The sequence below is a fragment of the Agrobacterium sp. LY4 genome (assembly GCF_001526585.1).
In the GTDB taxonomy this organism is placed as follows: Bacteria; Pseudomonadota; Alphaproteobacteria; order Rhizobiales; family Rhizobiaceae; genus Agrobacterium; species Agrobacterium leguminum.
In genome coordinates this window covers 1-12,823 of the sequence record NZ_ASYA01000030.1, presented here as the reverse complement: position 1 = coordinate 12,823, position 12,823 = coordinate 1, and the positions used below count along the sequence as shown (strand labels likewise).

The following is a 12,823-nucleotide window of genomic DNA, read 5'->3' as shown; positions in this document are numbered from 1 at the left end:
TTGTCACCACCGAATTCCTGCCCGTCGGGCTTCTGCCGCTGATCGCGGCTGACCTTGGCATCAGCGAGGGGACGGCCGGACTGATGGTAACCGTACCCGGGTTTCTCGCAGCGCTTGCCGCGCCGATGACCCTCGGATTTGCCGCACGTTTCGATCGCAAGCGTGTGCTCGTCGCACTGCTGATGCTGCTCGTCATCTCCAACGCCATAGTGGCAACCGCTCACGGCTTTGCGGCGTTGATGTTCGGCCGGGTGCTGCTCGGAATTGCGGTCGGTGGTTTCTGGACAATCGGCGGCTCGCTCGGCCCGCGTCTGCGCCCCGGCGCGGAAGGACCGCGTGCAACGGCACTGATCTTCTCCGGTGTTTCGCTGGGTACTGTCGCCGGGGTTCCCGCAGGCGCCCTGATCGGTGACCTGTTCGGCTGGCGCACCGCATTCCTGCTTGTGTCGGGTGTCGCACTGCTTGTCGTGGCGGCGCTCCAGTTTTTGTTGCCGGCCATCCGGGCGCAGAATGGTTCGGGATTGAAACAGGTTCCAGACGTGTTGCGATTGCAACGAGTCCAGATCGGTCTGACGGCAGCCGTGCTCATCTTCGTCGGGCAGTTCGCGGCCTATACCTACATTACTCCCTTCCTCATCGGCGCAACCGGGATTGATACGGGCACACTCAGCATGGTGCTGCTCGGCTATGGCGCGGCGGGGTTCGCCGGAAACCTGTTCGGGGGCTGGGCTGCTGGCCGGAACTTCGTGTCTGCCCTTGCCGGCACCGCTTTTCTGATCGCCTTGTCTGTTGCGGGATTGTTGCTGGCCGGCAGCAATACGCTTGCCGCAGTCGCTTGGGTTGTCACCTGGGGTTTCGGTTTCGGCATGCTGCCGATCGCCATGCAAACCTTCCTGTTCACCTCCGCGCCCGACCGGCTGGAAAGCATCGCCGCGCTCTTCGTGTCAATCGCGCAACTGGCGATCGGGCTTGGCGCACTGGTCGGCGGCCTCGCGGTCGACAATTTCGGCGTGCCGAGCGCGCTCTGGCTTGGTGCTGCAAGTGCATTGCTGACCGCGGGCCTCATCGTATTGACCAGCAAAACCCATTGAAGCGCGAGCCTGCGGCGATGGCGTTGTAGGCTTCCAGATGGAAAGGACCTGCTGAGATTGAAAGAGGAAGACAGTTATCTGCAATGGTTACGGTGACGGACTAGCACGTATCTCAATGAACATCATCGATCCAGCCACGGCGGTCTCTATCAATCCTTTAGCCGATGCTCTGCGACAACTTGTACAATCATCCTGCACTTCGAATTTTCTCATCGCTTCAGCGCCGTAGCTCACCATCAGCAAGGATTCGCAGTACGGCCTTTTCATCCATTGCCTGTTCCTCGAACAGCGCCTTTGCCAAGGCATTGAAGATTGGTCTGTGCCTTCTAAGAATCGTTGCCGCATGGTCGAGCGCCGCTTCCAGCCTGGCATGAACGCGATCCGCCAGTTCGGTATCGCGGTCAAACACCGCACCCGGATCGCGATGGGGTCGATAGAGCAGCGGATGTTCCGTCCCGAAGCCGAGGGTGCGCTCCATGTCAAAGGCAAGGCGCGTGGCCCGCGCCAGGTCGCTGTCGTCGGCACCTCCGGAGCCGCTCGAGACACGCCTGAACATCAGTTGCTCAGCAGCCCGCCCGGCCATCAGCATGGTCAGCATGTTTTCGTACCAGTCGCGGGTATCGGATGCCCAGGCGTGGAAGCCGACGAGATTGTAGCCGCCTTGCCCGGTATCGATATTGAGACCGCGAACAGGCCCGAGATCAAGCGCATGATGGACGACGGCATGTCCTGCCTCGTGGAAGGCGTAGCGCCAGCGCAGATTGTGCGGCACGGGCGGACGATTGCCGCGGATGCCGTCTTCGATGTCCTCATAGCGGATCGCCCGCTTGGCACGCCGCGCCTTCAATCGCGCCTCGCGGACGATGCGTTCGATATCAGCGCCCGTCAGCCCCATCGCCCGCGTGGCGAGACGCCTGAGGATCGCGTCGGCGGAATTGGCGTGTTGCACGGCTGCCAACATTTCCGACGCATTGGTGTTCTGTGGCTCAGTCATCGGCTGGCTCCCTTCCGTTCACTTTCTGCGTCTTCCTCCAGATAGTCGGCAACGATCCTCTTCAGCGAGAATCCTTCATCGGCTTCAGCATCGGCGTCCGCTGCCGGCTCAGAGATCAGCGACATGACATCGTCGCCGAGATGATGGGCCAGAATATCCGTGAGTGTCGGGACATCGGGCCTGGGGATTTCGATATGGGTCTCCAATCGTCCGGATCGCTTGATGGCCTCGTCGATATGGTCGGGCCGGTTTGTGGCGCCGACGATGATCAGCCCTTCGTTTTTGATCGCGCCGTCGAGCACTTCCAGCGCCTTGTTGACGATGGTATTCCAGTAGTCGGCATATTCCCGCTCGGCCGGCTGCCTTTTGCCGATACCGTCGATCTCGTCAATGAACAGAATCGCCGGAGCCATGGCCCGCGCTTCGACAAACGTCTTGCTCATCCTGTCGATCACGTCGTTCAGATGCCCGCCCTGCAGCCAGGTCGAGACGGATGTGACGATCAACGGGATTTGCAGGCTGTTGCACAGCGCCCGGGCGAAGGTGGTCTTGCCGGTCCCTGGCGGGCCGGACAGCAAAAGCTTGGTGCTCATCTCCGACCAAGCGAGGGTGCTTGCCCGGTAATCGTCCATATCTGCCTTGAGATCGAGCGCCCAGTCCTTCGCCGGGCCATATCCGGAGAGGGTCTCGACGGTCATTGGCGGCTTATGACCGATCTCGCCCACCGTCGGCGAAGGTTCCGGCCGGATCACTTCGGCGCCGGACGGCTTTTCCTTTTTCCAACGACCGTTGCTATCAGTGTCGGTCGCTTTCGGCTTTTCGTGCGAGCCTTGGGGCTTCTCGGTGGATGTGCCCGACGAGGCCAATCCGGATGCCTTGTCGTCGCTCCCGCCACCACCGTCCTCCTCTTCCTCGAAGTCGCTGCGATTGCGCTCAATGAGCACTGCAAGGATATGCAGCACGTCGCGAACATGACGCCCCGGTCGAAACGCAAGAACCAGATCCTCCAGCGACAGCCAGCGCGCATCGGAATCCGAAGGCAGACCGAGAGTTTCGATTGCCTCGTCCGGATAAAGCACCTCGACCAGATCGGCGACGAACCTGCGATCGAGCTTTCCCGTTTCCAGCGACAGGTCGGCTGCAATCTGTAGCAGCGAGGGAATGTCCGATCGCTTCTCCGCGATGGCGAGGATCGACAAGTCGCGCGACAGCGCGCTGAGCATCCGCCGACGCAGGGCATTACCCGTGACGCGATGCACGCCCGCGCCCGAGAAGGTCATCAGACGCCTGCGTGTCTCATTTTCGACGACATCGAAGTGATCATCGTTGAACATGTGATCCGACTCGATGACTGCAAACGGGCCGCCGGGCACCAGCCGGGATTTTTCAAGGAGCCGCAGCACTTCCCGCTCGAAGCCATCGAGTGGCGCATGCAGAGTGACGACCGGTGTAACACGGGTCAGCGTATAAACGATCTCCCGAAGCGACCGTTCGCTCCTTTGCATCGCACGCGCCAAAACCAGGGTTGCAACGATGTGACTGACCAGCGGCGCGGCCGCCACCCGATCCACCAGGCCGACCGCGTAGGTACGCCGATCGATGCCGTCTCCCAGCACTCCGTCATGCGCGCCTGTGCCGCGCCGCGCCCGAGGGATGTTTACGAGTTGCGAGGCGAACGGCGGATGAATGAGCCCGGCGGTCACAACACCATCGCCAGCAGAGCCGGCCGTCGGATTGCCGGTCTCCTTCGGTGCGACAAGCCAGTCACCAAAATTCCGCCGGAACCAGGTATCATCACGGATCGGATCGCCGCTCAGGCGTGTCGTGTCGAACGTCGGGCTGTAGCGGCAGGTGAGATGACCATCGACATCGACGATCTTGCTTTCCAGCAGACCGTTGCGGAGTGCCATTCGGCGCGCCTCGCGGCGGGCAAGATGACGAAGGCGGCGGATAAACAGTCGGGCCAGCTTATCCATCAATCCGACCTCCCGTCTCCGCGGCAATAATTGCCGTTTGGGCGTTCTGCACCGGATCGCGCGGACGCGTCCGACCACGCCGCCGCCCGTCAATGGCACCGGGCCTCGGGATCCGCACCAACACACGCTCGCGCGGCGAACGACGCGGCGGATGCGCGTCATCCGACGAGCCGGTCGAGACAGACTGGCTCAGGTGTTCGTTCCGGGACCGATCGAGATCCCGGTTGCGGCCTCCCAGCCAGTCGAGCAGCAGGCGGCATGCCGCGTTGTCACCATCGGCACGTGCACGCAACCGCAGCATCAGAGGTTCCGGCACAAGGCCATCCAGCAGAGGACCTTGCCGGACGAAGGCGAGTGCCAGGCCGATCAGGACGGCGGGGTCGTCGCGATAGCTCGAACCGCGATCCACGTCATCGGATTGTACCGGGGGGATATTCGCGAGCCTGCTGTGAAGGCAAGGCAACGCGATGGTATCGGTCGTGACCGCTTCGCACCGGAAGCCGGCCACAGACGGGCTGTGGGTATCGATGGACATGAGTGTCTCCTCGCCGGAGCGCATCGCATCCGGCGTTTATGGAATGGAAGATGAGGGAAGCCGGCCACGCACCCGGCGCGACCGCGATCAGTGCCATGGGGCTAGCGGCTCGTCAGTGCCGGCGCGGACGGCGGGCAAAACCGACCCGGATGCGGGCGGGCTCCGGTTCGTCGTCCTGATCGTCGTAGCAGCCGAGATCGTAATGGCCATCATCCTCGTCCGGCGCGGTCATCGCCTGCTCTTCCTCGTAGCTTCGCGCAGGACCGTTCAAGGCAATCAGCGGCTTGCCGGAAACGGCCGAGGTAGCGGCCGCGGCCGAAGCGACCATCATCACACCGAGCGCCTTGCTGGCTTCCGCTTCGAGAAGTTGCTGCACGCGGCGGCCGAAGCGCAGACGCAGCTCGGCCATGCAGGCCGCGACACCGTCGATCTCCAGCAGGTCATCGATCTCGGACAAGGCCCAGATACCGGTGGCATGATCGCTCGGGCGGCTGGCGCCATCGACGATGGCAACCTCGACCGTGTCGACCATCAGACGCTTGTGGTTTTTATAGAGCCAGTCCGGCAACACCATCGCCGAGGCCATCATCTTCAGCTTCAGTTCTTCGAGACGGCTGGTGTCGCCGTAGGAGGCCAGCGACCGCTTCAGATCGAGGATGTAAGCGGTGTGTCGCGCCCGATTCACAAGGATCAGGTCCGGCGTATAGCTGCCCTTGGCGGGTGCCTCGCAATCGAGCTTGATGCCATCAAGACTCTGCCAGTCGTTTCCGGACACGGCTTCGAGTGCCGCCTTGACCAAAGGAAGCTTCAACGACTGGGTCAAGACAACGATGTTGGGATTGGCCTTCGCCAGACGCTCGACCGCTTGTTCCAACAATTTGCCTTCCCGGAAGGACACTGCGCGAACGAGCGAGGCGATATGAACGTAGTGGCCGAGGATCTCGTCCTCGACGGGTTCGCCTTCAGCGATTGCCGCAATGGCGCGGTCGATCAGCAGATCGAGATCGGCCTCGACGTCACGGAAGCGAACGATGTGCGGATGGCGGCGCAGCGCGGCCGGTTCGCCGATGCTGTAGGCACCGATGCCGAATGAGCGATCGGAGAACATCGATGCCGCAGCGACAGTCGAACGAATAACTTCCCCGGCAGGGGTAGAGAGAGTATGCGTGGTCATAGCCCGATTCCTTTGTCAGAAGGCTTGAGGGTCAGGCCCTTGTCGATGTTACCAGCATCGGCTTGGGCCGCTTTATGTCCGGTCTTCCGAACGACCCCAACCTGGCAGGACCGGGAGCCGGGCTCAAGGACCCGGAACAACAAAAAAGAACAAAGCCGGTACATAGTTAACGGTGGGCTCACGAAGTCCGGACCAACGAACGCGTCCGGTGATCGCAACGGTCGGCCTGCGCGTTTCCGCTCGCCATCATCAGGCAAAAGGAAAAGGGCCGACATGCGGCCCTTTCGAGTTTGGCGGGAAGGCCGGTTCACCGGCCTTCCTGCAACTGCATCTTACGACGTGACGGCGGGTACGAGTTCAGCCTCGGCGACGCTGTCATCGCCAAGCGCCGGCACCTTGGCAAACTGCCTGCGGTTTCGCGGCGCTTCACGGCTGACCGTCATGAAGCCGCCGGTCGCCTCCTCCAGCGCCGCGCCGAACCGATCGATCACCTCATCCGGGACATCGGCATCATCAGAGACCTCGTCCGACATTACCGGCTCGGCATCGTGATGATCGCCGACGCTGTCCGCTTCTGCCGGAACCGCCGGTTCGGAAGCCGGAGCAGTTGGCGCCGCAAGCGGCCATTCCGGCTTCCGCTCCTTTGACACCGCCCAACCGAGCACCGGAAGGACATGCAGCGCAAGCCAGTCACGCATGTCTTTCGACTTCGGCCAGCCATCGACACCCCCCAATGTGTGGAGCGTGTCGTTTACCTCGGCCCAGCCGCTTCCTTGCGGGAACTTCGTGGCCTTAGTGTTGCGGCCATAATCGAGTTCCGGCTCGAGGAACAAGGCCAGGCTTTCGAGTTCCTGACGCGCGACGCGGGCGATGTCCTGGATTTCCTTCGCCAGCGCTTCCTTGATCACGCGGCTTCTGGTCAACGAAGCCTCGACCGCCTTGCAGATCGTGACGAGGTGCTCGATGAACGCCTTCACTCCATCGCGGATCTTGGCCGCAATCAACACTTTCAGCCCGCCAACACCGCCGGTAGAGAACTGATCGTCCTTCTCAGCCTTGTCACCGCCCTCCTCGCCACCGGCCAAGATGGCCCTCACATCGGCAACCTGAAGGCGCCCGTTCTCCTCGGCAAAGGCAATGGCCGCCTTGACCTGATCGTCGGTGGCCGAACTCAGGTGGAACAGCGCTGTTGCCCCGACCGACAGATCGACCAGTTCATCACGAACATGGCCGAGGTTGCGGAACACCGCCATATAGTTGCGACCGCTGCGCGGTGCGAGGCCGCAGCGCATCTTTACCCATTTGTCGAATCGGCCATCAGCCAGCAGGTCCGCGGCTTTCGCCAGATGATCGCCGAGCTCAAAAGTCTGCTCGGTGGTGCGGCGCCCGAGGTCGAAGATATGGGCCGCGCTGCTTTCGAGCAGATCGCGCGTTGTGTGCCCGATCCCCTCTTCTTCATAGTTATAGGAGAAGGCGGCGGTCGCAGTGGTCTTGGTATTTCTGGTGCGCATGGAAGTCTCCGTGTGTCGCGTTTACAATGTATCCGATGAACAACGCATCGGATGACTATATGATCGCGCCAATACGGATGTAATGCAAATTCAAGTAAAATATCTTTATAGTATACATTCGATTATAATCTTTATATCTGTGCATTTTTCGGCGGCTTTATTTAAGATAAAACGCTATATTAATCAATTGATATCGATATATACGGTATTCGTAAATAATTTACACTTCAGATTTGATAGATATTATTTCACCAAAAAATCCAGAATCCGAAGCCGGATAGCCGACCTCCCACATTTAAGGCCTTCACGAAGTAGTTTTGTCGTCACGGAAACACGCGACGAAGTAAACACGAAGCCAGCGTCTCGCCGTCTAAGAGCGGCGCTCGATTTCCATCCGAAGATGGCACATTCCGCGCGAACGGCTGGGACATATGACATGCGACTTCGCGGATGAACCGACCGGGAAGATTTCGGTTCGCCGCCTCATATTCCGGAATGGAGATGGGTCTGCAGGCGCAAGCGCGACAGGAAGCCGTCGGCGATTTTTGTCAGCTTGCCCACAGTTCGTTTCAACGTGTCCGCACGTCGAGACAAATTGCGCTCATTTGATTCAAGGTCCGATATTTTTGATTCCAAACGCTGGTCATTTGATTCACGGCCGCCGTTTGTCCCTCGCCAACTTATCTCGACCTGTCTCAACGTGTCCGCAATTGATCTCAAATTGCGTTCATTTGATTCAGAACCCCAACAAAACGATTCATAAACCGGGATCTCCGATTCCATGCAAACGGCGTTGCAGTAGTGACAACGGTCTGGCATCGCTAGCCAGAGACCTGATGGGGAAGAGTGCATGCCAGCGAAGTCCGAGGAGATCCGCAACAGTAAACAGCGCGAGCGACAGCAGAAGCTGCGTGATGCCGACAGAAAGGCCAAACGCCCCGGACGCGACGATGTGGCCCGCACGGCGCTGTTCATGACAATCTCTGGCATGACGACGCGCGAGAAGACCGAAGAGCTGGAACACTTCCAGCATGTCGTCGTCTCGATGCTGGTTCGGCAAGGGTTCGACGAACATGCATCCCACGCCGTCTTCGATGAGCTTGTCGAGAAGTACCGGGATGGCGACTGGCCCTTCCGCCGCAAGCCCCACCTGCTCTATCCTGATGGTGCCGACGAGGGTGACTGACCGGTTTCGTTCGACCTGCCAACTACGGTTCCAGCCCCTTGTCATCCCAACCCCGCCATGGGAACGCCCAACGGCGTTTGCAATCTCTACGACACCTCCCCCCATTACTCAGTTAATCGCCGTTTGATTCTGAATCGAATGTTTCGAGCATTTTCACGGGGGGACGTGGGCCGACACGTGATCCACGACTGGCGGATAGGTCACGGCAACACGCGTGTTGCACATCAGCCACAGTTTTCACAACTCTATGCCTAACAATGACTTACCGCCGTTTGGGTCGCTGATGGCGTTTCCCCGCAGATCAATGATTCCGGCCGTGCCATTTCGGGAATTCCGGTAATTTTCGGCAAACTGGCATCGAAACCCATACAGACAAGGACACTTGAGAAGTTCCGAACTTTGTGTGCTATTGGCGCCGACAAGTGTTCAACAGGCCAGCCCGCAACGGAAAGGAGGCGCCCATGGTTCACGTTTTCCATGTCGACGGCGCCACGATCCAGCCGTCCCGGGACATCGAGTGCAAGGACGATTCCGGTCTCGGAATCTGCACCGGCCGCATGCGCGAGGAAGTTCTCCGCGTGGATCGCCGTCGCAAGCGACGACGATCCACGACTATAAGGAGATTCCATGTCGAATATCATCCAGCATCCGTCTGCCATCGTTGCGGTTAAAACCCATCACCTCCACGATGTCGACAACGACACCAAATGCCGGCTACATTCCGGCACAGTAGCCATGGCCTCCATCACGGGTGAGCCGATGTCCCGCGTCCGGGATGCCGTGCGCCTCAACCGTCATGGCGCTGGCTGGGTAGACCGTCGTCGCGCTCCCGCGATCACGAAGACGCACGACGACGAGATCGAGAGCACCTTGCGATTGCTGGGCTATGCGGGCGAATGGCACGACATCAAAGGTCGTCCGACCCTTGCGGCATACCTCAAAGCCCGCACGGGCATCCAGCAAAGCCACCCTTGCGTCGTGTTTATGAGAAACCACCGCGTCGCGATCAGTGGCGAGCTGTTTTGCGATGTGACCAATAACGGCCTTATGGTCGATATCGACCGGGCACCCTGGCGTCGCAAGCAGGTGCACCGTGTGTTCGTCCTCACCCACTGTATCCCCGCGACGCATATCCCGTCGAAGACCCCGTCCCGCGTCGAGCCGGCGCACCTGACGGCCGAACAGAAACGCCGGATCAAGGAACTGGACCGCCTGTTTCGCGAAGCCGTCAAGGCGGAGACCGGTGCAACGCGGATCAAGGTGACCTCCACCGAAGTCTTCATTATCCGCCCCGCCGATTCCGGCTGGACGTGGTGCGGCGCGCGCGATGGCGTCGTCGACAGCCTTCTCAAGCTTCAGCAGCATGGCTGGATTCGCGGGAACACCGATGAAGCCACGGCCTATCGCGCCATGATGGGTTACTGACCAGCGCTCCGGAGCGGCTTCTTATCACGGCAATTATTGCCGCCTGTACCTGCCAACCGCCAGACCATGATGATCTGGCATCGCCGCGGGGCTCTCAAATCCCCCGCCGCCGGTTACCATGTCCCCCGACTTCGCACATTCAAACGGAGATCACTCCATGACCAAGAACGTTCTGTTCTACGCACGCCATTCTGCCGGATACCATGACCATGCCTGCCTCGAAACGCAGCTCTACTACGGGCACCGCTTCATCAAGGAGAATGGCTGGACCTTCGTAAAGTCCTATGCTGACGAGGACATCGGCGAAGTCGTCTTCATGGCGCAGCCCGGCGTGAGCAAGCTTTTCGCCCATATCGAGCGCGAGAAAGTCGATATCGTCCTCTGCCATACGCTGGACCGGTTGTGCTCACGATTTGATATCGCCAGCCGGCTGTTGAGCGAACTCGCTCGCAAGGGCATCGAACTCTGGGCCGCCGATCCCGGCGAGCGGATCACCGCCCGGAACCTGTCCGATTACTATATTGATGACCGCAGCAAGATGTTTGCCATGGGCAGCCACATTGCCCAGGTGCCCGACGACCTGCGCGAGGAGAAACACTTCGCGCCCCTTCCATTCGGCTATCGCTATGCCGGCGCCTGCAATGCGGACGGCCAGCGCATCTTCGCTTTCAAGGTCGTCGATCCGGTCGCCGCCGATGTCATCAGGCGTATTTTCGGTATGTATGCCGAGGGGATGGCACCGACAAAGATCGCTGCTCTTCTTAATGTGGAAGGCGTGGCCGGTCCCCGTGGCAGTATCTGGCGCGACGCTGCGATCCGCGGCAACCGCGCTCGCGGAACCGGGATCCTCAACAATCCGGCTTACATCGGCGCCTGTAAACAACCTGACGGCGATGACTACGATTACGTATCGGCACTGCGCATCGTCAGCGATGAACTCTGGGACCGCGTGAAGGATCGCCAGGATGCCGCAGCCGAGCGTGCTGCAGGATTGGCAGGGCGCCGCAAGTAGCAGAGCTGAGCACGCTGCAAACGAACTGGCCGGCAATGCCGGCCAGTGTTCACGAAGACATTGATGAATATGGAATTCCGCAAATGACAAAGAATGTTCTGTTTTATGCCCGCTACTCCACCGACCGCCAGCATGAGGTCTCGATCGAAACGCAGATCGAACTCGGCAAGGCCTTTGTCGCACGTCAGGGCTGGAAGCTGGTCGAGATCTACTCCGACGCCGCCATCAGCGGCACCAGCTACCAGCTCCGCGCCGGCATCCAGAGCCTCATGGCGCATGTGAAGCGCGAGCGCATCGATGTCGTCCTCTGCGTCACCGTCGATCGCCTGTCGCGCGACATCGAGCATAGCGCGAAGATCCTCAAGCAGCTTCGCTATTGCGACGCGGACATCTGGACGGTCCACGCCGGCACCCCGGTGACCGACCTCGAGATGGCATTGCGCGCCGCGCTCAGCCATGAACTGGTCGAACAGATCCGGTATCGCACGCGCGAAGGCATGAAGATGGCCGTCCGGAAAGGCAAGGCATCCACCTGCCTCGCCTACGGCTACATGCTCTCGCAGCAGCGCGATGCGAACGGCGATCGCATCAAGGGTTTGCGCGAGATCGATCCTGCAAAGGCTGAGGTGGTTCGCCGGATTTTTTCCCTCTATGCCGACGGCGTGTCGCCTCGCGACATCGCCCAGCTTTTGAACAAAGAGGGCATCCCGGGCTCGCGCGGCCGCAAGTGGCGCGACACCGCCATCCGCGGCCACGTCAGCCGTGGCACCGGCATCCTCAACAACGAGAGCTACATCGGCCGCATGGTCTGGAACAAGCGTAACTACCGCAAGAACCCGGAGACTGAACGACGCACCGCGCGCGCCAACGACGCAAGCGAATGGGTGCTGACGGAAGTGCCCGAGATGCGCATCGTCTCCGACGGCCTATGGCAGCGGGTGAAGGAGCGTCAGAAAGAGATCGGTGAGCTGTTCGATTTCGGGCAGAGTAACCGGCTGAATGCAACGCACCGCCCGGGATACCTGCTCAGTCACCTGCTCGAATGCGCGGAATGTGGCGGCCCTTACGCCATTAGCGGCAAGGACCGCTATAGCTGCACCAACCGCAAGAAGCGCCTGCCGATCGACGACCTCGACGGCGCCTGCTGTGGTAACAGCAAGACCATCACGCGCCATGAACTGGAGGAACGCGTCCTCAACTGCTTGCCCGTGGCCTTCTTCTCGATGGATATCTTCGATCGGATTTCAGAGAAGATGGTCGCGCATGAGGTAAGCAAGCTGAAGAGCCTGCCTTCGCGCAAGGACCAGTTGACCACAGAACTCGCGGCGATCAAGTCGAAACAGTCAGGTCTCATGCAGCAGATTCAGGACCGCCATGCCGACGGCCGGCCGCGGCTTGCCATCCTGGATGATCAACTGGACGAACTGGAAGTCACGCGCGAGGCGCTGGTTCTGGAACTCGCCCACTCGCAGGAGCCGGCCGAGGATTTCCAGGAGAAGATTGCGAAGCTGAAGGCGCAGTTCAATCCCGCCAATACCGAGATCAGCATCCGCAAGCTGATCTTCCTCGCACGCAACAACGCCGACGAACATGCCAAGCAGCGGCTGATGCCGATCGTGCGTGATCTCATCCAGACCGTCGTGATCGGCAAGACCCCGGGCCATCAACCGGCCAGTTTGCAGGTACACGGCTCGATCGCCAACATCATGGCCTCGATGGAGGTCCTGGACCTGATGGAGCAGCAGTTCATCACCGCCGCCCAGAATGATCTGATGGCCCGGATCGCATCCGGCGAGATCGACACGGAGCAGAAACGCAAAAAGCTCCTCGACTCATATGAGGAGGAGCTTCGTCGCAAATACCCCGAGTGGGAGAATTTACAAGTTTCAGTGGTTGCGGGGGCAGGATTTGAACCTGCG

General features: G+C 60.3%; 10 protein-coding genes. 5 read left to right on the top strand and 5 right to left on the bottom strand.

What is annotated here, in order from left to right; translation table 11 throughout:
- Nucleotides 1-1,091, top strand: a 1,091-nt coding sequence (locus L904_RS20235) for an MFS transporter (RefSeq protein WP_059775522.1), incomplete at its 5' end; no start/stop codon positions are given.
- A 217-nt stretch (nucleotides 1,092-1,308) separates the two neighbouring features.
- Here L904_RS20235 and L904_RS20230 read toward each other — a convergent pair.
- The 5 genes from L904_RS20230 to L904_RS20205 all read right to left on the bottom strand — a co-directional run bounded on the left by L904_RS20230 (nucleotide 1,309) and on the right by L904_RS20205 (nucleotide 7,281).
- Nucleotides 1,309-2,085, bottom strand: a complete 777-nt coding sequence (locus tag L904_RS20230; RefSeq protein ID WP_035261367.1) for an ATP-dependent Zn protease — start codon at nucleotides 2,083-2,085, stop codon at nucleotides 1,309-1,311.
- Entirely contained in the window at nucleotides 2,082-4,061 is a 1,980-nt protein-coding gene (locus tag L904_RS20225) for an ATP-binding protein (RefSeq protein WP_051671860.1), read from the bottom strand. Before L904_RS20225 ends, L904_RS20230 begins: the two co-directional genes overlap by 4 nt.
- Nucleotides 4,054-4,596, bottom strand: a complete 543-nt coding sequence (locus L904_RS20220) for a hypothetical protein (RefSeq protein WP_035261364.1) — start codon at nucleotides 4,594-4,596, stop codon at nucleotides 4,054-4,056. The genes L904_RS20225 and L904_RS20220 overlap by 8 nt, the downstream gene beginning before the upstream one ends.
- Nucleotides 4,597-4,708: 112 nt before the next feature.
- Entirely contained in the window at nucleotides 4,709-5,770 is a 1,062-nt protein-coding gene (locus tag L904_RS20215; protein WP_035261361.1) for a hypothetical protein, read from the bottom strand.
- A 332-nt stretch (nucleotides 5,771-6,102) separates the two neighbouring features.
- Nucleotides 6,103-7,281, bottom strand: a complete 1,179-nt coding sequence (locus tag L904_RS20205; protein ID WP_035261356.1) for a hypothetical protein — start codon at nucleotides 7,279-7,281, stop codon at nucleotides 6,103-6,105.
- 850 nt (nucleotides 7,282-8,131) lie between these two features.
- Here L904_RS20205 and L904_RS20200 point away from each other — a divergent pair.
- The 4 genes from L904_RS20200 to L904_RS20185 all read left to right on the top strand — a co-directional run.
- The gene (locus tag L904_RS20200) at nucleotides 8,132-8,467 is read left to right on the top strand and encodes a hypothetical protein (protein WP_035261353.1); all 336 of its coding nucleotides are present in this window, start codon (nucleotides 8,132-8,134) and stop codon (nucleotides 8,465-8,467) included.
- A gap of 627 nt (nucleotides 8,468-9,094) precedes the next feature.
- A complete protein-coding gene (locus tag L904_RS20195; RefSeq protein WP_035261351.1) occupies nucleotides 9,095-9,892 on the top strand; it encodes a hypothetical protein in 798 nt (265 codons plus the stop codon).
- 157 nt (nucleotides 9,893-10,049) lie between these two features.
- Nucleotides 10,050-10,904, top strand: coding sequence for a recombinase family protein (locus tag L904_RS20190; protein ID WP_245285016.1), 855 nt, complete (start codon nucleotides 10,050-10,052; stop codon nucleotides 10,902-10,904).
- Between the two features lie 83 nt (nucleotides 10,905-10,987).
- A partial coding sequence (locus L904_RS20185; protein ID WP_059775524.1) for a recombinase family protein occupies nucleotides 10,988-12,823 on the top strand: 1,836 nt, incomplete at its 3' end.